20 protein-coding genes are annotated in these 20,278 nt (G+C 70.4%); 18 read left to right on the plus strand and 2 right to left on the minus strand.

Going from position 1 to position 20,278, the window contains the following annotated elements; genetic code table 11:
• The first annotated feature begins 59 nt into the window (after nucleotides 1-59).
• The 4 genes from gloA to ACOZ90_RS10020 all read left to right on the plus strand — a co-directional run bounded on the left by gloA (nucleotide 60) and on the right by ACOZ90_RS10020 (nucleotide 5,706).
• The gene (gloA, locus tag ACOZ90_RS10005) at nucleotides 60-593 is read left to right on the plus strand and encodes a lactoylglutathione lyase (protein WP_422893510.1); all 534 of its coding nucleotides are present in this window, start codon (nucleotides 60-62) and stop codon (nucleotides 591-593) included.
• A gap of 140 nt (nucleotides 594-733) precedes the next feature.
• The gene (gene clpB, locus ACOZ90_RS10010; RefSeq protein ID WP_422893511.1) at nucleotides 734-3,319 is read left to right on the plus strand and encodes an ATP-dependent chaperone ClpB; all 2,586 of its coding nucleotides are present in this window, start codon (nucleotides 734-736) and stop codon (nucleotides 3,317-3,319) included.
• Between the two features lie 124 nt (nucleotides 3,320-3,443).
• Nucleotides 3,444-4,733, plus strand: coding sequence for an O-acetylhomoserine aminocarboxypropyltransferase/cysteine synthase family protein (locus ACOZ90_RS10015; protein ID WP_422893512.1), 1,290 nt, complete (start codon nucleotides 3,444-3,446; stop codon nucleotides 4,731-4,733).
• Between the two features lie 67 nt (nucleotides 4,734-4,800).
• Nucleotides 4,801-5,706 carry a TIGR01777 family oxidoreductase gene (locus tag ACOZ90_RS10020; protein ID WP_422893513.1) on the plus strand — a complete coding sequence of 302 codons (906 nt, stop codon included), beginning with the start codon at nucleotides 4,801-4,803 and terminating at the stop codon, nucleotides 5,704-5,706.
• A gap of 17 nt (nucleotides 5,707-5,723) precedes the next feature.
• Here ACOZ90_RS10020 and ACOZ90_RS10025 read toward each other — a convergent pair whose 3' ends face one another.
• Complete coding sequence (locus tag ACOZ90_RS10025) at nucleotides 5,724-6,482, minus strand: SIR2 family NAD-dependent protein deacylase (protein ID WP_422893514.1); 759 nt, start codon at nucleotides 6,480-6,482, stop codon at nucleotides 5,724-5,726.
• Between the two features lie 59 nt (nucleotides 6,483-6,541).
• On the opposite strand from ACOZ90_RS10025, the gene ACOZ90_RS10030 reads away from it, so the two are divergent.
• From ACOZ90_RS10030 to ACOZ90_RS10055, 6 genes are all read left to right on the plus strand, one after another.
• Nucleotides 6,542-8,398, plus strand: coding sequence for an ABC-F family ATP-binding cassette domain-containing protein (locus tag ACOZ90_RS10030; protein WP_422893515.1), 1,857 nt, complete (start codon nucleotides 6,542-6,544; stop codon nucleotides 8,396-8,398).
• A 62-nt stretch (nucleotides 8,399-8,460) separates the two neighbouring features.
• Complete coding sequence (locus tag ACOZ90_RS10035; protein WP_422893516.1) at nucleotides 8,461-9,156, plus strand: hypothetical protein; 696 nt, start codon at nucleotides 8,461-8,463, stop codon at nucleotides 9,154-9,156.
• Between the two features lie 126 nt (nucleotides 9,157-9,282).
• Nucleotides 9,283-9,585, plus strand: coding sequence for an FmdB family zinc ribbon protein (locus ACOZ90_RS10040; RefSeq protein ID WP_422893517.1), 303 nt, complete (start codon nucleotides 9,283-9,285; stop codon nucleotides 9,583-9,585).
• Between the two features lie 169 nt (nucleotides 9,586-9,754).
• On the plus strand, nucleotides 9,755-11,515 hold the full coding sequence (gene aspS, locus ACOZ90_RS10045; RefSeq protein ID WP_422893518.1) for an aspartate--tRNA ligase: 1,761 nt from the start codon (nucleotides 9,755-9,757) through the stop codon (nucleotides 11,513-11,515).
• Nucleotides 11,516-11,524: 9 nt separating this feature from the next.
• A complete protein-coding gene (locus ACOZ90_RS10050) occupies nucleotides 11,525-12,037 on the plus strand; it encodes a GNAT family N-acetyltransferase (RefSeq protein ID WP_422893519.1) in 513 nt (170 codons plus the stop codon).
• Nucleotides 12,038-12,048: 11 nt separating this feature from the next.
• Nucleotides 12,049-12,663, plus strand: coding sequence for an esterase/lipase family protein (locus tag ACOZ90_RS10055; protein ID WP_422893520.1), 615 nt, complete (start codon nucleotides 12,049-12,051; stop codon nucleotides 12,661-12,663).
• Between the two features lie 9 nt (nucleotides 12,664-12,672).
• On the opposite strand, the gene ACOZ90_RS10060 is transcribed toward ACOZ90_RS10055, so the two are convergent.
• Entirely contained in the window at nucleotides 12,673-12,900 is a 228-nt protein-coding gene (locus ACOZ90_RS10060; RefSeq protein WP_422893670.1) for a putative transporter small subunit, read from the minus strand.
• Here ACOZ90_RS10060 and ACOZ90_RS10065 point away from each other — a divergent pair.
• The 8 genes from ACOZ90_RS10065 (at nucleotide 12,894) to tolQ (ending at nucleotide 20,241) form a co-directional block, all read left to right on the plus strand.
• Nucleotides 12,894-13,634: a YebC/PmpR family DNA-binding transcriptional regulator gene (locus ACOZ90_RS10065; RefSeq protein ID WP_422893521.1), complete on the plus strand. Its 741-nt coding sequence runs from the start codon at nucleotides 12,894-12,896 to the stop codon at nucleotides 13,632-13,634. The two genes, ACOZ90_RS10060 and ACOZ90_RS10065, sit on opposite strands and share 7 nt — an antisense overlap.
• Nucleotides 13,635-13,655: 21 nt before the next feature.
• Entirely contained in the window at nucleotides 13,656-14,177 is a 522-nt protein-coding gene (gene ruvC / locus ACOZ90_RS10070; protein ID WP_422893522.1) for a crossover junction endodeoxyribonuclease RuvC, read from the plus strand.
• A gap of 16 nt (nucleotides 14,178-14,193) precedes the next feature.
• Complete coding sequence (ruvA, locus tag ACOZ90_RS10075; protein WP_422893523.1) at nucleotides 14,194-14,784, plus strand: Holliday junction branch migration protein RuvA; 591 nt, start codon at nucleotides 14,194-14,196, stop codon at nucleotides 14,782-14,784.
• 29 nt (nucleotides 14,785-14,813) lie between these two features.
• Nucleotides 14,814-16,724: a potassium transporter Kup gene (locus ACOZ90_RS10080; protein ID WP_422893524.1), complete on the plus strand. Its 1,911-nt coding sequence runs from the start codon at nucleotides 14,814-14,816 to the stop codon at nucleotides 16,722-16,724.
• A gap of 51 nt (nucleotides 16,725-16,775) precedes the next feature.
• Nucleotides 16,776-17,789 (plus strand): LLM class flavin-dependent oxidoreductase, encoded by a 1,014-nt coding sequence (locus tag ACOZ90_RS10085; RefSeq protein ID WP_422893525.1) that lies wholly within the window; start codon nucleotides 16,776-16,778, stop codon nucleotides 17,787-17,789.
• Between the two features lie 175 nt (nucleotides 17,790-17,964).
• A complete protein-coding gene (ruvB, locus tag ACOZ90_RS10090; RefSeq protein WP_422893526.1) occupies nucleotides 17,965-19,008 on the plus strand; it encodes a Holliday junction branch migration DNA helicase RuvB in 1,044 nt (347 codons plus the stop codon).
• A complete protein-coding gene (gene ybgC, locus ACOZ90_RS10095) occupies nucleotides 19,001-19,444 on the plus strand; it encodes a tol-pal system-associated acyl-CoA thioesterase (protein ID WP_422893527.1) in 444 nt (147 codons plus the stop codon). Before ruvB ends, ybgC begins: the two co-directional genes overlap by 8 nt.
• Nucleotides 19,441-20,241: a protein TolQ gene (gene tolQ / locus ACOZ90_RS10100; protein ID WP_422893528.1), complete on the plus strand. Its 801-nt coding sequence runs from the start codon at nucleotides 19,441-19,443 to the stop codon at nucleotides 20,239-20,241. The genes ybgC and tolQ overlap by 4 nt, the downstream gene beginning before the upstream one ends.
• The last annotated feature ends 37 nt before the right edge of the window (nucleotides 20,242-20,278 follow it).

Here is a 20,278-nt window from a genome sequence, read left to right on the forward strand (position 1 = left end):
GACGCCGCGGTCACCGGGCGGTGGCCGATAATGGGCGATCCCCCATGCAGGAGAACACCATGTCCGCAGATTCCCTGGCCGCGTTGGCGCAGGTCCCGGGCGTCGCCGAGCGCGACCCCGCCACCCGCGATTTCCTCTTCAACCACACGATGCTGCGGGTGAAGGATCCGCGGGCGTCGCTGGATTTCTATACCCGGGTGCTGGGTTTCACGCTGGTGCGGAAGAACGACTACCCGGAGAACGGTTTCAGCCTGTATTTCCTGGTGACGGTGGACGACCCGTCGGTGATCCCGCAGGACGATGCGGCGCGCAAGGAGTGGGTGGCGCGCCAGCGCGGGGTGCTGGAGCTGACCCACAACCACGGCACCGAGAAGGAAGACGGCCCGGTGTACCACGACGGCAATTCGGACCCGCGCGGCTTCGGCCACCTGTGCATCACCGTTCCCGACGTGGTGGCAGCGTGCGAGCGGTTCGAGGAGCTCGGGGTCGATTTCCAGAAGCGCCTCACCGACGGGCGGATGCGCGAGATCGCCTTCATCAAGGATCCGGATGGTTACTGGGTGGAGATCATCCAGCCGGTGCCGCTCGACTGACTTTGCGGTGGCCTGCCGGGCAAGGCGGGGCTCGGCTCGGGCGGCAGTCGGCCGTTCCCGGCCCTTGATTCACAACCCTGAAGCCCGCATCTGGACATCATTGCCGGGACGCTCCGGCCACACTTCCAGAGGACAGTCCGATGCGGATGGACAAGCTCACTTCACGCTTCCAGCAGGCGCTGGCCGACGCCCAGTCGCTGGCCGTTGGCCGTGACCATAATCTGATTGAACCCGCCCACCTGCTGGTCGCCCTGATCGACCAGCAGGGCGGCGGCACCCGGCCGCTGCTGGGGCAGGCCGGCGTCAACGTGCCGCTGCTGCGAGAGCAGCTGGGCGAGGTACTGGACCGGCTGCCCAAGGTATCCGGACAGGCCGGCAGCGTTTCGGTCGGCAACGACCTGGGGCGGCTGCTCAACGTGACCGACAAGCTGGCCCAGCAGCGCGGCGATGCCTACATCGCGTCGGAGCTGTTCCTGCTTGCGGCGCTGGAGGACGGCGGCGAAACAGGGCGGCTGATGAAGGGCGCCGGCGCCAATCGCGAGCAGCTGGAGGCGGCGATCGACAAGGTGCGCGGCGGCGAGAGCGTGCAGGACGAGAATGCCGAGGAGTCGCGCCAGGCGCTGGAGAAGTACACCGTCGACCTCACCGCGCGGGCGGAGTCGGGCAGGCTGGATCCGGTGATCGGGCGCGACGAGGAGATCCGCAGGACGATCCAGGTGCTGCAGCGGCGCACCAAGAACAATCCGGTGCTCATCGGCGAGCCGGGCGTGGGCAAGACCGCGATCGTGGAGGGGCTGGCGCAGCGCATCGTCAACAACGAGGTGCCCGAGGGCCTGCGCGGCAAGCGGGTGCTGGCGCTGGACATGGGCGCGCTGATCGCGGGGGCGAAGTTCCGCGGCGAGTTCGAGGAGCGGCTCAAGGGCGTGCTCAACGACCTGGCCAAGAACGAGGGCCGGATCATCCTGTTCATCGACGAGCTGCACACCGTGGTCGGCGCGGGCAAGGCCGACGGCGCGATGGACGCGGGCAACATGCTCAAGCCGGCGCTGGCGCGCGGCGAGCTGCACTGCATCGGCGCCACTACGCTGGACGAGTACCGGCAGTACATCGAGAAGGACGCGGCGCTGGAGCGGCGGTTCCAGAAGGTGGTGGTGGACGAGCCGACGGTGGAGGACACCATCGCCATCCTGCGCGGGCTGAAGGAGAAGTACGCGGTGCACCACGGGGTGGAGATCACCGACCCGGCGGTGGTGGCCGCGGCTACGCTCAGCCACCGCTACATCGCCGACCGCAAGCTGCCGGACAAGGCCATCGACCTGATGGACGAGGCCGCCAGCCGCATCCGCATGGAGATCGATTCCAAGCCCGAGGAGCTGGACAGGCGCGAGCGGCGCCTGATCCAGCTCAAGATCGAGCGCGAGGCGCTGAAGAAGGAGAGCGACGACGCCTCCAGGCAGCGCTTGGCCGACCTGGAGGCCGAGATCGAAACGCTGGAGCGCGAGTACAACGACCTGGAAGAGGTGTGGAAGGCCGAGAAGGCCACCGTGCAGGGCGCGACGAAGATCAAGGAGCAGATCGAGCAGGCGCGGCTGGAGCTGGAGTCGGCCCAGCGCGCGCAGGACTACACGAAGATGAGCGAGATCCAGTACGGCCGCCTGCCGGAGCTGGAGAAGCAGCTGGCCGCCGCGCAGGAGGCGGAGACCACCGGCTTCACCCTGCTCCAGGACAAGGTGACCGACGAGGAGATCGCGGAAGTCGTGGCCCGCTGGACGGGGGTCCCGGTGAGCAAGATGCTCGAGGGCGAGCGCGACAAGCTGCTGAAAATGGAGGATGCGCTGCACGCGCGCGTGGTGGGCCAGGACGAGGCGGTGAAGGTGGTGTCGGACGCGGTGCGCCGCGCCCGTGCCGGACTGGCCGATCCCAACCGCCCGGACGGCTCGTTCCTGTTTCTGGGCCCGACCGGCGTGGGCAAGACCGAGCTGTGCAAGGCGCTGGCCGAATTTCTGTTCGACTCCAGCGACGCGATGGTACGCATCGACATGAGCGAGTTCATGGAGAAGCACAGCGTCTCGCGGCTGGTCGGCGCACCCCCGGGCTACGTCGGTTACGAGGAAGGTGGTTATCTCACCGAGGCGGTGCGCCGGCGCCCGTACAGCGTGATCCTGCTCGACGAGGTCGAGAAGGCGCACCCGGACGTGTTCAACATCCTGCTGCAGGTGCTCGACGACGGCCGCCTCACCGACGGCCAGGGCCGCACGGTGGATTTCCGCAACACGGTGATCGTGATGACTTCCAACCTGGGCTCGCAGATGATCCAGGAGTTCGACGGCGACGATTCGGCGGAGGCCTACACCCGGATGAAGGCGGCGGTGATGGGCGTGGTGCAGGCGCACTTCCGCCCGGAGTTCATCAACCGGCTCGACGACATCGTGGTCTTCCATCCGCTGGACAAGGCGCAGATCAAGTCGATCGCCAGGATCCAGATGGCCGGGCTGGAGAAGCGCCTGGCCGAGCGCGGGCTGCGGATCCAGGTGTCGGACGCGGCATTCGAGCTGCTGGGCAACGTCGGCTTCGACCCGGTCTACGGCGCCCGGCCGCTCAAGCGGGCGATCCAGCAGCAGCTGGAGAACCCACTGGCGTCGAAGATCCTTGCCGGCGAGTTCGGCCAGGGCGATACCGTCCGGGTGGATGCGGACGGCGGGAAACTGGCCTTCACCAAGGGCTGAGCAGGGCGCGAACGGTTCGCCGCGGCGAACCGTTCCACTGCCGGCAAGCTGATTTCCCCTGCGGGCGCCACCGCCAGGGCCCGCCGGGTTAGCGTGGAAGGCCGATCCACCGCGCGAGCCCGCCATGAGCAACCCCGACTGGAAGCCCGAAACCATCGCCGTCCACGGCGGCTACACCCCGGATCCGACCACCCGCTCGGTGGCGGTGCCGATCTACCAGACTGTCGCCTACGCCTTCGACAACACCCAGCACGGCGCCGACCTGTTCGACCTCAAGGTGCCGGGCAACATCTACACCCGGATCATGAACCCGACCACCGACGTGCTCGAGCAGCGGGTGGCGGCGCTGGAGGGCGGCGTGGGCGCGCTCGGCCTGGCCTCGGGGCAGGCGGCGATCACCTACGCGATCCAGACCATCGCCGGCGTCGGCGACAACATCGTCTCGGCCAGCACCCTGTACGGCGGCACCTACAACCTGTTCGCGCACACCCTGCCGCAGTACGGCATCGACGTGCGCTTCGCAGACCACCGCGACCCGCAGGCGTTTGCGAATCTGATCGACGGGCGCACGAAGGCGGTGTTCATCGAATCGATCGGCAACCCGCTGGGCAACATTACCGACATCGAGGCGGTGGCCGAGGTGGCGCACGCGCACGGGGTGCCGCTGATCGTCGACAACACCGTGCCCTCGCCGTACCTGCTGCGGCCAATCGACTTCGGCGCCGACATCGTGGTGCATTCGCTGACCAAGTACCTGGGCGGGCACGGCAACAGCATCGGCGGGGCGATCGTGGACTCCGGGAAATTCCCCTGGGCGGAGCACAGGAGCCGTTTCCCGCAGCTCAACGAACCGGATCCCAGCTACCACGGCGTGGTCTACACCGAGGCGCTGGGCCCGGCGGCGTTCATCGGCCGGGCGCGGGTGGTGCCGCTGCGCAACACCGGCGCGGCGCTGTCGCCGTTCAACGCGTTCCTGATTTTGCAGGGCATCGAGACCCTGCCGCTGCGCATGGATCGGATCAACGCCAACACCATGGCCATCGCTCGCCACCTGCAGCAGCACCCGAAGGTGGCGTGGGTGCACTACGCCGGCCTGCCGGAGCACCCCGAACACGCGCTGGCGCGCAAGTACCTGCGCGGCGGCGCGGCCTCGGGGCTGTTCACCTTCGGCCTGCCGGGCGGGCGCGAGGCGGGGGCGAAGTTCCTCGACGCGCTGGGGCTGTTCACCCGCCTGGTCAACATCGGTGACACCCGTTCGCTGGCCACCCATCCGGCCTCCACCACCCACCGCCAGCTCTCGCCCGAAGAGCTGGAGAAGGCCGGCGTGAGCGAGGACACGGTGCGCCTGTGCGTGGGCATCGAGCACGTGGACGACCTGATCGCCGACATCAAGCAGGCGCTGGCGCAGGTGTGAGCGGTCTTTTTACGGGGGCTTGATCCGCCGGGCACCACACTGCCGCCACTGGCTGACGGTTGGTGCAATGCAGATCCTCATTTCGGGCGGTAGCGGTTTCCTGGGGCGCGCGCTCACCGCGCGGCTGCAGGAGGACGGTGTGCGGGTTGCATGGCTGTCCCGTGACGCTTCGCGTGAGGCGCCCGACGGGGTGCGGGTTCTGGCCTACGACGCCCTCGCACCGCATGACCGCTTCGACGCGGTGGTGAACCTGGCCGGCGCCGACATCGCCGGCAAGCGCTGGAGCGACAGGCGCAAGAAGCTGCTGTTCGAAAGCCGGCTCGGCCCGACCCGGCGCCTGGTCGACTGGATGCGCCGCAGCGAGGAGCGCCCGCGGGTGCTGCTCAGCGGTTCGGCGGTGGGCTGGTACGGTGCCCAGGGCGACACGCCGCTGGGCGAGGACAGTGCGCCGGCCGACGACTTCTCGCATTCGCTGTGCGAGGCCTGGGAGAATGCGGCGATGGAGGCGGTGTCGCTGGAGGTGCCGGTGCTGCTGCTGCGCACGGGCATCGCGTTGCACCCGGACGGTGGCATGCTCGGGCGGCTGCTGCTGCCGTTTCGGATGGGCCTGGGCGGGCGCCTGGGCGACGGCCGGCAGATGCTGAGCTGGGTTGCGCGGCGGGACTGGGTGGAGGCGGTGCGGCGCCTGCTGCTGCAGCACCTGGAGGGAGCCGGCAGCGCACCGGTCGGGCCGGTCAACCTGACCGCGCCCGAGCCCGTCAGCAACCGGGAGTTCACCCGCGCGCTGGCCGGGGCGCTGCACAGGCCGGCGGTGTTCGCGGTGCCGGGCCGGGCGCTGCGGCTGGCCCTGGGCCAGATGTCGACCCTGCTGCTGGACGGCCAGCGGGTGCTGCCGGAGCGGCTGCAGGAGTCCGGCTTCGAGTTCCGGCACCCCCGACTCGCGCCCTACCTGGAATCCGCGCTGCGCCGATAACACCCCCACAGACGCCCCTACGGGAGCAGGTCGGCGGGGTTGGCGTGGGGGAGTGCCTGCAGCCGGGCGAGCAGGCGCTCGACGCCGGCGCTGGCGGTCAGGCGCCAGCTGGCGTCGGCCTGCGTGGACAGCGCGGTCGGCTGCGGATTGATCTCCAGTACCGGGGTTCCGGCCTGCAGGGCGGCCAGCGGCAGGGCCGCGGCGGGGTAGACCAGGCTGGAGGTGCCGATCACCAGCGCCAGGTCGCAGCCGGCAACGGCGTCCTGCGCCTGCAGCCACTGGTCTTCCGGCAGGCCTTCGCCGAACCACACCACGCCGGGGCGGAGCGGGCACCCGCAGGCGGTGCAGGCGGGTGGTGTTTCGCGCGCACCGTCGGCGGCGACCGCATCCAGGCTTTCGCCCAGCGGCTCGGTGGCCGGCACCCGCCCGCAATCGATGCAGCGCGAGGCGAACAGGCTGCCGTGCAGGTGCAGCACCCGGCTTGATCCGGCACGCTCGTGCAGGTCGTCCACGTTCTGGGTGACCACCGTGACCTCGTGGCCCGCGTCTTCCAGCCGGGCAAGGCCGAGGTGCCCGGCATTGGGTTGCGCGCGCAGCACGAGGGCCGCGCGCCAGCGGTACCAGCCCCAGACCAGGGCCGGATCCTCGTGGAAGGCCTCCGGGGTGGCCAGCCGCTGGGGATCGAAGCGCGCCCACAGGCCGGTCAGCGCGTCGCGGAAGGTGGGAATGCCGCTGTCCGCCGACATGCCGGCGCCGGTGATGACGGTGATCTGCATGAACGGATTGTGCCCCAGGGCGCCCGATGGCCGGGCCTGACCGTTAAACTGCGCGCCCCATGATCGCCTTCCGGAACTTCGCCCTGCGCCGCGGCGAGCGGCTGCTGCTGTCCTCCGTCGACCTGGCCCTGCACGCGGGCTGGCGGGTGGGTGTGGTCGGCCGCAACGGCACCGGCAAGTCCTCGCTGTTCGCCGCCGTGCGCGGTGAGGTCGAGGCCGACCAGGGCGACCTGGACCTGCCGTCCAGGCTGCGTATCGCCAGCGTGGCGCAGGAAACACCCTCGCTGCCCGATCCCGCGATCGAGTTCGTGCTCTCCGGCGACACCGAGGTGGCCGCCGCGCTGCGCGCCGAGGCCGAGGCGACCGCGGCCGAGGACTGGGACGCCGTCGCCCAGGCCCACCACCGCCTGGCCGAACTCAACGGCTACGACGCCGAGGCCCGCGCCGGGCGCCTGCTGCACGGGCTGGGCTTTGCGCCCGACACCCACCGCCGCCCGGTCAGCGCGTTCTCCGGCGGCTGGCGGGTGCGCCTGAACCTGGCCCGCGCGCTGATGATGCCCAGCGACCTGCTGCTGCTGGACGAGCCCACCAACCACCTCGACCTGGACGCGGTGCTGTGGCTGGAGCAGTGGCTGCTCAAGTACCAGGGCACGCTGCTGCTGATCAGCCACGACCGCGAGTTCCTGGACGGCGTGAGCACGCATACCCTGCACCTGCACGATGGCAAGGCGAAGCTGTACGTGGGCGACTACACCGCCTTCGAGCGCCAGCGCGCCGAGCACCTGCGCCAGCAGCAGATCGCGCACGAGAAGGAACAGGCCGAGCGCGCCCACCTGCAGAAGTTCATCGACCGCTTCAAGGCCAAGGCCAGCAAGGCCCGCCAGGCGCAGAGCCGGGTGAAGCGGCTGGCCAAGCTGGCCGGCACCGAGGCGGTGCGGGTCGAGCGCGGGTTCCGGATCGAGTTCCCGCAGCCGGCGAAGCTGCCGCACGCGCTGCTGCGCATCAACGACGGTGTATGCGGCTACGGCGCCGATGCGCGCATTCTGGAGAACGTCGGCTTCGGCCTGGAGGCCGGCGACCGCATCGGCCTGCTGGGGCCCAACGGTGCCGGCAAGTCGACCCTGGTGAAGTCGCTGGTGGGCGAGCTGGAGCTGCTGGAAGGCGAGCGCGCGGCGCACCCGGATCTGCGCATCGGCTACTTCGCCCAGCACACGGTGGAGTCGCTGGTGGCCGGCACCTCGCCGATCGATCACCTGCGCGAGCTGTCGCCGGATTCGCCCACCCAGGCGTTCCGCGACTTCCTGGGCAAGTGGTACTTCCCCGGCGACCGCGCGTTCGAGAGCATCGACGGCTTCTCCGGCGGCGAGCGCGCGCGCCTGGCGCTGGCGCTGATCGCCTGGAAGCAGCCCAACGTGCTGCTGCTCGACGAGCCCACCAACCACCTTGACCTGGACATGCGCGAGGCGCTGGCCGAGGCGCTGAGCGACTTCGACGGCGCGATCGTGCTGGTCTCGCATGACCGGCACCTGATCGGCCTGGTCAGCGACCTGTTCTGGCGCGTGTCGGACGGCGTGGTGAAGCCGTTCGACGGCGACCTGGACGAGTACGCGGCGTGGCTGCGCTCGCGCCAGGGGGAAAGCCGGGGCGACGGCAGCGGCAAGGGGTCGACGAAGCCCGCAGCGGCACCGCCGAAACCGGCCGCTCCGGCGCGCAAGGTCAATCCCCACAGGCTGGCCGAGGCGGAAAGCGAGGTGGCGGAGCTGGAAGCCGAGCTTGCGCGGATCGACGCGGCGCTTGCGGATCCGGCCCACCACGCCGACGCCGACCGGCTGGTGGAACTGGGCCGCGAGCGCGAGGCGGTGGCCGGGCGGCTCGGCGGCGCCGAGGAACGCTGGCTGGCGCTGCTGGAAGACTGAGGCCGGTGCCGCGCTGCGGGAGCGCGTTTGCCTGCGTTGGCGGCGCGGGTTAAGTTTCGCGGATGAACAGACTGACCATTCCCCTGACGACCGCGCTCGCGCTGGCCCTGGCGGCCTGCGCGCCCTCCACCGACGACACCGATCCGGTGGCCGAGGCCCAGGCCGAAGCCGCGGCGGCCGTGGCCGCTGCCGCCGCCGAGGACACCTTCGCTCCCGCCGACGAGTTCCTGGTGCGGCTGGCCGAGCACTGCGGCCAGGCGTTTGCCGGGCGCATCATCGCCAACGAACCGGCGACCGATGAGCCCGACGCCTTCGAAGGCCAGGATCTGGTGATGCACGTGCGCGGCTGCGACGACCCGACCCGCGAGCTGCAGGTGCCGTTCCACGTGGGCGACAACCATTCGCGCACCTGGATCCTCACCCGCACCGACGACGGCCTGCGCCTGAAGCACGACCATCGCCTGGAGGACGGCAGCGACGATCCGACCACCATGTACGGCGGCGATACCGTGGAGCCGGGCACCGCCCAGCGCCAGGTGTTCCCGGTCGACCAGGAGTCGATCGACATGTTCAACGCCCGCGACGGGCTGTCGGTGTCGACCACCAACGCGTGGGCGATGGAGATCGAGCCCGGCCAGCGCTTCCTGTACGAGCTGGCGCGACCGGCGGATGAGCTGAATCCGGAGGGACGCTTGTTCCAGGTGGAGTTCGACCTCACCCAGCCGGTCGAGACCCCGCCCACGCCCTGGGGCTACTGAGACCGGCTCGACTCCCCTTTGTAGGAGCGCGCATGGCGCGCTCCTACAGGGGGCTTGAAAGCGCGGGGTTCATCCCGATATATCGGGCCGATTGCGTTTTTCCCCGACTTTTCGCCCGAGCCAGCCATGCCGATCTACGCCTTCGAGTGCACCGCCTGCGGCCACGCCTTCGACCGCCTGCAGAAGATGTCCGATCCCGACCCTGACGCCTGCCCCGAGTGCGCCGCGGCCGCCGTCAAGCGCCAGCTCACCGCGCCGTCGTTCCGCCTGTCGGGCAGCGGCTGGTACGAGACCGATTTCAAGAAGGGCGGGGAAAAGAAGCGCAACCTGGCCGGCGGCAGCGAGGCCGGCAAGCCCGCTGCGGACAAGCCCGCCGACGCGCCCGCCAAGACCAGCACGCCGAAGAAGGTCGAGCCCAACTCCGCGTAGGCGCGCCATGCGCGCGAAGCCGCGTGACGCCAGCGCCCCGCGTTCGCCACTGCGCCCGGCTGCGCCCAATCGCCACCACCGCGCCGCCGGGCTCCCAGCGCTCCCCGGAACAACCTAAAATGACGGGTTCCGCCCTGCCGGCGGCCCGTTTCCCGTTCCCGGAGTCCCCATGCGTACCCATTTTTGCGGCCTGATCGACGAGTCGCTGATCGGCCAGACCGTCACCCTCTGCGGCTGGGCCGACGTTGCCCGTGACCTGGGCGGCCTGTGCTTCATCGACCTGCGCGACCACGAAGGCATCGTGCAGGTGGTGGCCGAGCCGTCGCAGGCCGATGGCAATGCGCAAGTCATCGCCATCGCCGCCGACGTGGGCTACGAGGACTGCCTGCGGGTGACCGGCACCGTGCGCAGGCGCGAATCGGTGAACCCGAAGATCCCCACCGGCCAGGTGGAAGTGGTGGCGACCGCGATCGAGGTGCTCAACAAGGCCGAGCCGCTGCCGTTCCACCACCACGAGAACCCGGGCGAGGACATCCGCCTGAAGTACCGCTACCTGGATCTGCGCCATCCGGAGATGCAGCGCCGCATGCGGGTGCGCACGAAGCTGGTCAGCGCGCTGCGCCGCTGGTTGGACGGGCGCGGCTTCCAGGACATCGAGACGCCGATCCTGACCAAGGCCACGCCCGAGGGCGCGCGCGACTTCCTGGTGCCGGCGCGCCAGCACCCGGGCGAGTTCTACGCGCTGCCACAGAGCCCGCAGCTGTTCAAGCAGATCCTGATGGTGGCCGGCTTCGACCGCTACTACCAGATTGCGCGCTGCTTTCGCGACGAGGCGCTGCGCGCCGACCGCCAGCTCGAGTTCACCCAGCTGGACATGGAGTTCGCGTGGGTGGACGAGGCCAGCGTGCAGGACACGGTGGAGGCGATGGTGCGCGAGGTGTTCGTCGAGGTGGCCGGGGTGGCGCTGGCCGATCCGTTCCCGCGCATGCCGTATGCGGAGGCGATGCGCCGCTTCGGCTCGGACAAGCCGGATCTGCGCAACCCGCTGGAGCTGGTGGACGTTGCCGACCTGGTGAAGGACAGCGGCTTCAAGGTGTTTGCCGACGTGGCCGGGACCGAGGACGGGCGCGTGTGCGCGCTGCGGATCCCCGGCGGCGCGCGGCTGTCGCGCAAGCAGATCGACGAGTACGCGGCGCACGCGGGCAAGTACGGCGCCAAGGGCCTGGCCTACGTGAAGATCGGCGAAGACGGCGCGGTGTCGTCGCCGATCCGCAAGTTCTTCGAGGACGCGCCGTTCGAGGCGCTGCTGGCGCACGTGGGCGCGGGCAGCGGCGACATGGTGTTCTTCGGCGCGGGCGACTATCCGACCGTGAGCGCCTTCATGGGCGCTGTGCGGCTGAAGGCGGGTGAGGATTTCGAGCTGGTGGAAGACGGCTGGAAGCCGCTGTGGGTCACCGATTTCCCGATGTTCGAATGGGACGAGGAGGCGAACCGCTACGTGGCGCTGCACCACCCGTTCACCGCGCCCGCCGTGGACGACGAGGACGCGCTGCGCGCCAACGCGCGCACGGCGACCAGCCGTGGCTACGACCTGGTGCTCAACGGCAACGAGATCGGCGGCGGTTCGGTGCGCATCCACCGGCCGTCGATGCAGAAGGCGGTGTTCGAGCTGCTGGGCATCGGCGCGCAGGAGGCGCAGGAGAAGTTCGGCTTCCTGCTGGACGCGCTGAAGTACGGCGCGCCGCCGCACGCGGGCATCGCCTTCGGCATCGACCGGATGGCGGCGCTGCTGGCGGGCACCGATTCGATCCGCGACGTGATCGCCTTCCCCAAGACCACCGGCGCGCAGTGCCTGATGACCGATGCGCCGTCGCCGATCGACGATGCCCAGCTTGTGGAGCTGCACGTGGCGGTGCGGAAGCCGGAGTAGGCCAGGTCGATGTCGCTGACGATCCGCCGCGCCACGGTCGACGACGCCGCGACGCTGTCGCGGCTGGCGGAGCGTACCTTCGACGAGACCTTCGGCCACCTGTACCCGCCGGAAGACCTGCAGGCGTTCTTCGATGACGCCTATGCGGTGGAGAAGCAGCGGGTGATCCTGGCGCACCCGGACTACGCGGTGTGGCTGCTGGAGTACGACGGTGAGGCGGTCGGCCACGCGGCCGCGGGCCCGTGCGGGCTGCCGCATCCGGACGTGGCGCCGGGCGACGGCGAGCTGAAGCGGCTGTACCTGCTCAAGGCGCATCAGCGCGGCGGCTGGGGCGCGCGCATGTTCGACGCCGCGATGGACTGGCTGCAGCGCGAGGGCCCGCGCACGCTGTGGATCGGCGTGTGGTCGGAGAACCTCGGTGCCCAGCGCTTCTATGCCCGCCGCGGCTTCGAGATCGTCGGCGAATACCTGTTCCCCGTCGGCCGCGCCCGCGACCGCGAATTCATCATGCGCCGCCGTTAGGATCGTTGGGCATGAGGCGCGTCATCCTCCTGCACGGGCTGTGGATGGCCGGCATCACCATGCGGCCGCTGGCGCGCAGGCTGCGAGCGGCGGGGTTCGAGCCCGAGGTGCTCGGCTACCACACCATCCGTGAGAGCCCGCGCGCGGCCATGGCGGCGCTGCTGGACAGGCTGCGCGAAGGCGGGCCGGCGCATGTCGTCGGACACAGCATGGGCGGCCTGGTGGCGCTGCATGCGCTGCGCGCCGATCCGGAGGCCCGGGTGGGGCGGGTGCTGTGCCTGGGCTCGCCGCTGTGCGGGAGCGCCGCGGCCGGAGAGCTGTCCGGGTTCCGCCTGTCGGGGATCTATTTCGGCCGCAGCCGGGAGATCCTGCTGGAGGGCTGCCCCCGCTGGCCGGAAGGGATCGCGGTGGGAATGATCGCCGGCAGCGCGCCCTACGGCCTGGGCCGGTTCTTCGGCCACTTCCAGGGCGACCACGACGGCACGGTGGCGGTGGCCGAAACCCGCGCCCCGGGGCTGGTGGATCACCTGGTCGTGCGTACCAGCCACACGGGCCTGCTGCTCTCACCCGAAGTTGCCACGCAGGCGGCCCGGTTCCTGCGCGGCGGCGGGTTCGGGCGCGGCTAGCGCTCCGGCTCAGACCAGGCCGGTGCCCTTTTTCCTGACGGCGCGGATATCGCGGGCCAGGGCCACGCACAGCAGCACCAGCACGCCCAGGGCGAGGGCGGGCCAGGCCAGGATGCAGAAGGAAAGCAGGGCGATGCTGGCCGGGCCGGCCCTTCCCCGGCGGGCGTCGTGGAGCCCGGCGGAAGCCCTATAATCGCGCCATCCCTCAGGCTTTTTCCGGATCCGGCAAGATGGCAGGACATTCCAAGTGGGCGAACATCCAGCACCGCAAGAACGCGCAGGACGCGAAGCGGGGCAAGATCTTCACCAAGATCATCCGCGAGATCTCCGTGGCGGCGCGCGCCAGCGGCGGTGACCCGGCCCAGAACCCGCGCCTGCGCACGGCGATGGACAAGGCCTTCGGCGCCAACATGACCCGCGACGTGGTCGAGCGCGCCATCAAGAAGGCGACTGGTGAGCTGGAGGGCGTGAACTACGAGGAGATCCGCTACGAGGGCTACGCCCCGGGCGGGGTGGCGGTGATCGTGGACTGCCTGACCGACAACCACGTGCGCACCGTGGCCGACGTGCGCCACGCCTTCAGCAAGTTCGGCGGCAACCTGGGCACCGACGGCTCGGTGGCCTTCATGTTCCGCAAGCTGGGCGTGATCAGCTACCCGCCGGGCTCGGATGAGGACGCGATCACCGAGGCGGCGATCGAGGCCGGCGCCGATGACATCGTGACCTATCCCGACGACGGCTCGATCGACGTGCTGACCGACCCGGAGGCTTTCGCCCAGGTGCGCGACGCGATGGTGGCCGCCGGCGCGGAGCCGGCCCAGGCCGAGGTCACCTGGCGCGCCGACAACGACGTGGCGGTGGACGGCGAGGCCGGCCAGCAGGTGGTCAAGCTGCTGGACTGGCTGGAGGACATCGACGACGTGCAGGCGGTGTACTCCAACGCCGAGCTGGGCGAGGACGCCTACGCCTGACGGCGTCGCCCCGGCCCCGACATGACCCGCATCCTCGGCATCGATCCCGGCTCCCAGCGCACCGGCGTGGGCATCATCGACGTCGATGCCGCCGGCAACATGACGCACGTGTTCCACGGGCCGCTGACCCTGCTGTCGGCGCCAGACTTCCCGGGCCGGCTGCGGCTGCTGCTGGACGGGCTGGGCGAGGTGATCGAGGCGCACCGGCCGGACGAGGCGGTGATCGAGCAGGTGTTCATGGCCCGCAACCCGGACTCGGCGCTGAAGCTGGGCCAGGCCCGCGGCGCGGCGATCTGCGCGGCGGTGCTGCGCGACCTGCCGGTGCACGAGTACGCGGCCAAGGAGATCAAGCTGGCGGTGGTGGGCCGCGGCGGCGCGGAGAAGGCGCAGATCCAGCACATGGTCGGCATCCTGCTCAACCTGCACGGCAAGCTGCAGGCCGACGCCGCCGATGCGCTGGCGGCGGCCATCACCCACGCCCACGTCAGGGCCAGCGCACGCCGGCTGGGCGTGGGTACGCGCCAGGCCTGGGCGCGCAAGTGAAGAGGACGGCAACGACATGATCGGACGACTGCGCGGCACCCTCGCGCACAAGCAGCCGCCGTGGCTGGTGCTGGACGTGGCCGGGGTGGGCTACGAGCTGGAGGCGCCGATGAGCACCTTCTACGACCTGCCCGAGGTGGGCCGCGAGGTGTCGCTGTTCACCCACTACGCGCACAAGGAAGACACGGTTTCCCTCTACGGCTTCCTCACCGAGGCCGAGCGGCGCCTGTTCCGCGACGTGCAGAAGGTCAGCGGCATTGGCGCCAAGATCGCGCTGGCGATCCTGTCGGGCGCTTCGGTGGGCGAGTTCGCGCTGCTGGTGCAGGCCGGCGACATCACCGCCCTGTGCCGGATCCCCGGCATCGGCAAGAAGACCGCCGAGCGGATCGTGGTGGAGCTGCGTGACCGTGCGGCCGACCTGGCCGGTGGCGCGGCGGTGGCGAGCGCCGGCGTGGCCCCGGCCGACCCGATGTCCGAGGCGGTGGTGGCCCTGCAGCAGCTCGGTTACCGCCCGGCGGAGGCGCAGAAGATGGCCCGCGCCGCCGGCGGCGAGGGCGACACTGCCGAAACCATCATCCGCAAGGCGCTACAGTCCGCACTTCGCTGACGGCCCCCCCGCCGTCGCCAGGACTTCCCATGGCCGGATCCGTTCCCTCCCGCAGGCAGCCGCAGGGCCACGCCAGGATCGGCCTGTTCGGCCTGACCGTCGGCGCGCTGGGGGTGGTGTTCGGCGACATCGGCACCAGCCCGCTGTACGCGATCCGCGAGGCGTTCTCCCCCGACTACGGCCTGGTGCCCGACCACGACACCGTGCTCGGGGTGCTGTCGCTGGTGTTCTGGTCGCTGGTGCTGGTGGTGACGGTGAAGTACGTGAGCATCGTGACCCGCGCCGACAACGAGGGCGAGGGCGGGATCATGGCGCTGATGGCGCTGGCCCAGCGCAGCCTGCCGCAGGGGTCGCGTTCGGCGTGGTGGGTGGGGATCTTCGGCATCCTCGGCGCGGCGCTGTTCTTCGGCGACGGCGTGCTGACCCCGGCGGTGTCGGTGCTGGCGGCGGTGGAGGGGCTGGAAGTGGCCGCGCCGGCGCTGGATCACTGGGTGGTGCCGATCGCGGTGCTGGTGCTGCTGGTGCTGTTCACCACCCAGCGTTACGGAACGGAGAAGGTGGGGCGGGTGTTCGGGCCGATCACCATCCTCTGGTTCCTGGTGCTGGCGGTGCTGGGGGTGGCCGACATCCTGCACGCGCCGGAGGTGCTCAAGGCGATCAATCCGTACTGGGCGGCGCGGTTCTTCATCGACCACGCCTGGGGCGGGGTCTTCATCCTCGGCGCGGTGGTGCTGGCGGTGACCGGCGGCGAGGCGATCTATACCGACATGGGCCACTTCGGCGCGCGCCCGATCCGCTACGCCTGGTACGGCCTGGTGCTGCCCTCGCTGATGCTCAACTACCTGGGCCAGGGCGCGCTGGTGCTGGAGGATCCGGCCGCGATCGCCAATCCGTTCTATCACGGGGTGCCGGAGTGGGGCCGGTTCCCGATGATCGTGCTGGCCACGGCGGCCACGGTGATCGCCTCGCAGGCGGTGATCACCGGCGGCTTCTCCATCGCCCGCCAGGCGATGCAGCTGGGCTATGTCCCGCGCATGCGGGTGCGCCATACCTCGCACGAGACCATCGGCCAGATCTACATCCCGGTGGTGAACTGGCTGATGATGGTGGTCGTGCTGGCGCTGGTGCTCGGCTTCGGCAGCTCGTCGGCGCTGGCATCGGCTTACGGCGTCTCGGTGTCGATGACCATGCTGATCGACACCGCGCTGCTGGCAATCGTTGCCCGCGCGCTGTGGCCGCGCTGGCGGCGCTGGGTGCTGCCGGCCTGCGCGCTGTTCCTGGTGATCGACCTGGCCTTGGTCACCGCCAACCTGGCCAAGGTGCCGCAGGGCGGCTGGTTCCCGCTGCTGCTGGGGCTGGTGCTGTTCACCCTGCTGCGCACCTGGCGCCGCGGCCGGATCCTGCTGCGCAAACGCATCCGCGAGCACGGCGAGAAGCTGGACGACTACCTGCCCGGGCTGATGCTGGCGCCGCCGCAGCGGGTGCCGGGCACGGCGGTGTTCCTGACCGCCGACAAGGGCGTGGTGCCGCCGGCGCTGGTGCACAACCTCAAGCACAACAAGGTGCTGCACGAGCGCAACGTGGTGCTGACCGTGGACACGCTGGAGGTGCCCTGGGCGCCGCGCGAAAAGCGCATGGAGGTCAGGGAGATCGGCGACGGCTTCTATCGCGTGGCCCTGCGCTTCGGCTTCATGGAGACCCCGGACGTGCCGGTGGCGCTGATGGCGGCCTGCGACGACGAGGACGGGCTCTGGATCGACCCGCTGGAGACCACCTACTTCACCAGCCGAGAGACGGTGGTGGCGGGCGTACGCCACGGCATGGCGCTGTGGCGCGAGCGGCTGTTCTCGGCCATGCACCGCAACGCCGCGCCGGCCTCGGCATACTTCCACATCCCCGGCGACCGCCTGGTGGAACTGGGCACGCCGGTGGAAATCTGAGATGCGCCGCGGCCGGTGGCAAAGCCGCCGGCCCGCCCCCATGCTGTGCACATGAGCACAGCCCCGACGCAGAAGATCCCGCTTTCCATCCTCGACCTGGCCCCGGTGGCCGAAGGCAGCGACGTTGCCACCGCGTTCTCCGACATGGTGGCGCTGGCCAGGCACGCAGAGCAGCTTGGCTACAACCGCTACTGGATGGCCGAACACCACAACATGCCGGGGGTGGCCAGCGCCGCCACCGCGCTGCTGATCGGCCACGTGGCGGGCGCCACGAAGACCATCCGGGTCGGCGCGGGCGGGGTGATGCTGCCCAACCACGCGCCGCTGCAGGTGGCCGAGCAGTTCGGCACCCTGGCCACGCTGTATCCGGGCCGGATCGACCTGGGCCTGGGCCGCGCGCCGGGCACCGACCAGCCCACCGTGCGCGCGCTGCGCCGCTACTACGAGGGCGCCGAGGCGTTCCCGCACGACGTCGCCGAGCTGATCAACTACTTCGAGCCGGTCAAGCCCGGCCAGCTGGTGCAGGCGGTGCCCGGCTCGGAGGTGGACGTGCCGGTGTGGATCCTGGGCTCGAGCCTGTTCGGCGCCCAGCTGGCGGCGGCGATGGGCCTGCCGTATGCGTTCGCCTCGCACTTCGCCCCGGCGATGATGAGCGAGGCGCTGGCGGTGTATCACCGCAACTTCAAGCCTTCCAGGCGCCTGCGCGAGCCCTACGCCATGCTGGCCCTGAACGTAGTGGCCGCCGATACCCGCGCCGAGGCCGAGCGCGAGTTCACCAGCCTGCAGCAGATGTTCGCCTACCTGCGCCGCTCCGGGCCGCCGGGCAAGGTGCCGCTGCCGGTGGACGACATCCATTCGGTGGTGACGCCGCCGGAGCTGGCCGCGGTGGGGCAGGCGCTGTCCTGCTCGGTGGTGGGCGACGCGAAGGACGTGGCCGAGGGCATCGCCGACTTCGTCGAGCGCCACCGTCCCGACGAGCTGATCCTGACCGCCAACCTGGCCAGCCTGGAGGCGCGCAAGCGCAGCTTCAGCATCGCCGCCGAAGCCTGGGATCTACTCCGGTAGGAGCGCGCCATGCGCGCGAAGCCGCGTGAATCGTGCTTCGCGGATCAGCTTCGGCCAGCACATCATGGCCGGAGCCACGTGGCGGGGATGAATGTCACGCGGTATCGCGCGCATGGCGCGCTCCTGCGGGGGCGGCGCATGCGCCCGGGGCGCGCACCTATGCGACCATAGCCCGATGACCGAAGAGCGCATCATCACCCCCGGCGCGACCCGCGAGGACGAGGCCGCGGAGGCCTCGATCCGGCCGCAGCGGCTGGACGACTACCTGGGCCAGCAGCCCGTCCGCGACCAGATGTCGATCTACATCGAGGCGGCGAAAAAGCGCGGCGAGGCGATGGATCACGTGCTGATCTTCGGCCCGCCCGGGCTGGGCAAGACCACGCTCAGCCACGTGATCGCCAACGAGCTGGGGGTGAGCCTGCGGGTCACCTCCGGGCCGGTGATCGAGAAGGCCGGCGACCTGGCCGCGCTGCTGACCAACCTGCAGCCGCACGACGTGCTGTTCATCGACGAGATCCACCGCCTCTCGCCCGTGGTCGAGGAGGTGCTGTACCCGGCGATGGAGGATTTCCAGATCGACATCATGATCGGCGAGGGCCCGGCCGCGCGCTCGATCAAGCTCGACCTGCCGCCGTTCACCCTGATCGGCGCCACCACCCGCGCGGGGCTGCTGACCGCGCCGCTGCGCGACCGCTTCGGCATCGTCCAGCGGCTGGAGTTCTACAGCGCTGCGGAGCTGGAGCGGATCGTGCGGCGTTCGGCCGGGATCCTGGGCATCGACTGCGAGCCGGAGGGCGCCGGGGAGATCGCGCGCCGCTCGCGCGGCACACCGCGCATCGCCAACCGGCTGCTGCGGCGGGTGCGCGACTACGCCCAGGTGCGCGCCGGCGGCCGGATCGACCGCGAGGTGGCGGACGCGGCGATGAAGATGCTCGGCGTCGACCCGGAGGGCTTCGACGACCTCGACCGGCGCCTGCTGAACCTGATCATCGAGAACTTCGACGGCGGCCCGGTCGGCGTGGAATCGCTGGCCGCGGCGCTGAGCGAGGAGCGCGGCACCCTGGAGGACGTGATCGAGCCCTACCTGATCCAGCAGGGCTTCCTGGTGCGCACCGCGCGCGGGCGGATGGCCTCCAACAAGGCCTTCCGCCACCTGGGGCTGAAGCCGCGCCCGCAGCCGCAGGCGGCCGGGGATTCGCGGGAACTGTTCGATGAGTAGCGGGTCTGAGCCCTTGTTCAGCCTTCCGACAAGGGTGTACTGGGAAGATACCGACGCCGGTGGCGTGGTGTACCACGCCCGGTACGTGGCCTTCATGGAACGGGCCCGCACCGAATGGATGCGCGGGCTGGGCTACGGGCAGGAAACACTGCGGGCCTCGCACGGGCTGGTGTTCGCGGTGCGGGCGATGCGGATCGACTTCCGCGCGCCGGCGCGGCTGGACGATGTGCTCGAGGTGACGGTGGCGCTGCGCGAGTGCCGCCGGGCCAGCCTGGTCGTCGACCAGGCGATCGAGTGCGGGGGCCGGCGCCTGCTGGATGCGCAGGTGCGGCTGGCGGCGCTGGATGCGGCCGGCTTCCGTCCCCGGGGCATCCCGGAGGCGCTGCACCGACAACTTGCGACACACGTGACAAACAACCCTGGAGCGGATGCATGATCCCACTGACGATGTTGATGCAGGCGACTGAAATCCAGCCGCTTCCGGAAGACGGCGCGGCCACCGCCAGCCAGCTGCCCGCCGATCCCGGCGTGGCCGAAGCCGCGGTCGCCGTGGGCAGCGACATCGACATGCTGCAGCTGATCCTGCACGCCTCGATCCCGGTGCAGCTGGTGATGCTGCTGCTGCTGTTCGCCTCGATCGCCTCGTGGGTGATCATCTTCCGCAAGAAGAAGATGCTCGACCGCGCCGCGCGCGAGGCCGACCGCTTCGAGGAGCGCTTCTGGTCGGGCTCGGACATGGGCAAGCTCTACGCCGCCGCCACCGAGCGCAACCGCGAGGTGGAGGGCCTGGAGGCGATCTTCGAGGCCGGCTTCCGCGAGTTCTCGCGCCAGCGCCAGCGCCGCAGCGCCACCCCCGGCAGCCAGCTGGAAGGCGCCCAGCGCGGCATGCGCGTGGCCACCTCGCGCGAACTGGACGGCCTTGAGCACAACCTTGAGTTCCTGGCCAACGTCGGCTCGATCGCGCCCTACGTGGGCCTGCTGGGCACCGTGTGGGGGATCATGATCTCCTTCCAGGGCCTGGCCAACGTGCGCGAGGCCACCATCGCCACCGTCGCCCCGGGCATCTCCGAGGCGCTGATCGCCACCGCGATGGGCCTGTTCGCCGCGATCCCGGCGGTCTGGGCCTACAACCGCTACGCCACCAAGGTCGAGCGCATCGCCACCCGCTACGAGGCGTTCTCCGACGAGTTTTCCACGATCCTGGAACGCCAGGCCTACGCCGACGACGAGTAGCCCGCCGCGCGCGCAACCCCAGCGCCCGCGCCCGGCC

The organism is Luteimonas dalianensis (genome assembly GCF_049339425.1).
GTDB classification, from domain to species: domain Bacteria; phylum Pseudomonadota; class Gammaproteobacteria; order Xanthomonadales; family Xanthomonadaceae; genus Luteimonas; species Luteimonas dalianensis.

Coding starts and splice junctions, on each gene's coding strand:
- ACOZ90_RS10040 (WP_422893517.1), top strand. CDS start 9,283: ATGCCGATCTACGCCTTCGAGTGCACCGCCTGCGGCCACGCCTTCGAC.
- ACOZ90_RS10035 (WP_422893516.1), top strand. CDS start 8,461: ATGAACAGACTGACCATTCCCCTGACGACCGCGCTCGCGCTGGCCCTG.
- ACOZ90_RS10065 (WP_422893521.1), top strand. CDS start 12,894: ATGGCAGGACATTCCAAGTGGGCGAACATCCAGCACCGCAAGAACGCG.
- ACOZ90_RS10015 (WP_422893512.1), top strand. CDS start 3,444: ATGAGCAACCCCGACTGGAAGCCCGAAACCATCGCCGTCCACGGCGGC.
- tolQ (WP_422893528.1), top strand. CDS start 19,441: ATGATCCCACTGACGATGTTGATGCAGGCGACTGAAATCCAGCCGCTT.
- ruvB (WP_422893526.1), top strand. CDS start 17,965: ATGACCGAAGAGCGCATCATCACCCCCGGCGCGACCCGCGAGGACGAG.
- ACOZ90_RS10080 (WP_422893524.1), top strand. CDS start 14,814: ATGGCCGGATCCGTTCCCTCCCGCAGGCAGCCGCAGGGCCACGCCAGG.
- aspS (WP_422893518.1), top strand. CDS start 9,755: ATGCGTACCCATTTTTGCGGCCTGATCGACGAGTCGCTGATCGGCCAG.
- ybgC (WP_422893527.1), top strand. CDS start 19,001: ATGAGTAGCGGGTCTGAGCCCTTGTTCAGCCTTCCGACAAGGGTGTAC.
- ACOZ90_RS10030 (WP_422893515.1), top strand. CDS start 6,542: ATGATCGCCTTCCGGAACTTCGCCCTGCGCCGCGGCGAGCGGCTGCTG.
- ruvC (WP_422893522.1), top strand. CDS start 13,656: ATGACCCGCATCCTCGGCATCGATCCCGGCTCCCAGCGCACCGGCGTG.
- ACOZ90_RS10020 (WP_422893513.1), top strand. CDS start 4,801: ATGCAGATCCTCATTTCGGGCGGTAGCGGTTTCCTGGGGCGCGCGCTC.
- ACOZ90_RS10085 (WP_422893525.1), top strand. CDS start 16,776: ATGAGCACAGCCCCGACGCAGAAGATCCCGCTTTCCATCCTCGACCTG.
- ACOZ90_RS10050 (WP_422893519.1), top strand. CDS start 11,525: ATGTCGCTGACGATCCGCCGCGCCACGGTCGACGACGCCGCGACGCTG.
- clpB (WP_422893511.1), top strand. CDS start 734: ATGCGGATGGACAAGCTCACTTCACGCTTCCAGCAGGCGCTGGCCGAC.
- gloA (WP_422893510.1), top strand. CDS start 60: ATGTCCGCAGATTCCCTGGCCGCGTTGGCGCAGGTCCCGGGCGTCGCC.
- ACOZ90_RS10055 (WP_422893520.1), top strand. CDS start 12,049: ATGAGGCGCGTCATCCTCCTGCACGGGCTGTGGATGGCCGGCATCACC.
- ACOZ90_RS10025 (WP_422893514.1), bottom strand. CDS start 6,482: ATGCAGATCACCGTCATCACCGGCGCCGGCATGTCGGCGGACAGCGGC.
- ruvA (WP_422893523.1), top strand. CDS start 14,194: ATGATCGGACGACTGCGCGGCACCCTCGCGCACAAGCAGCCGCCGTGG.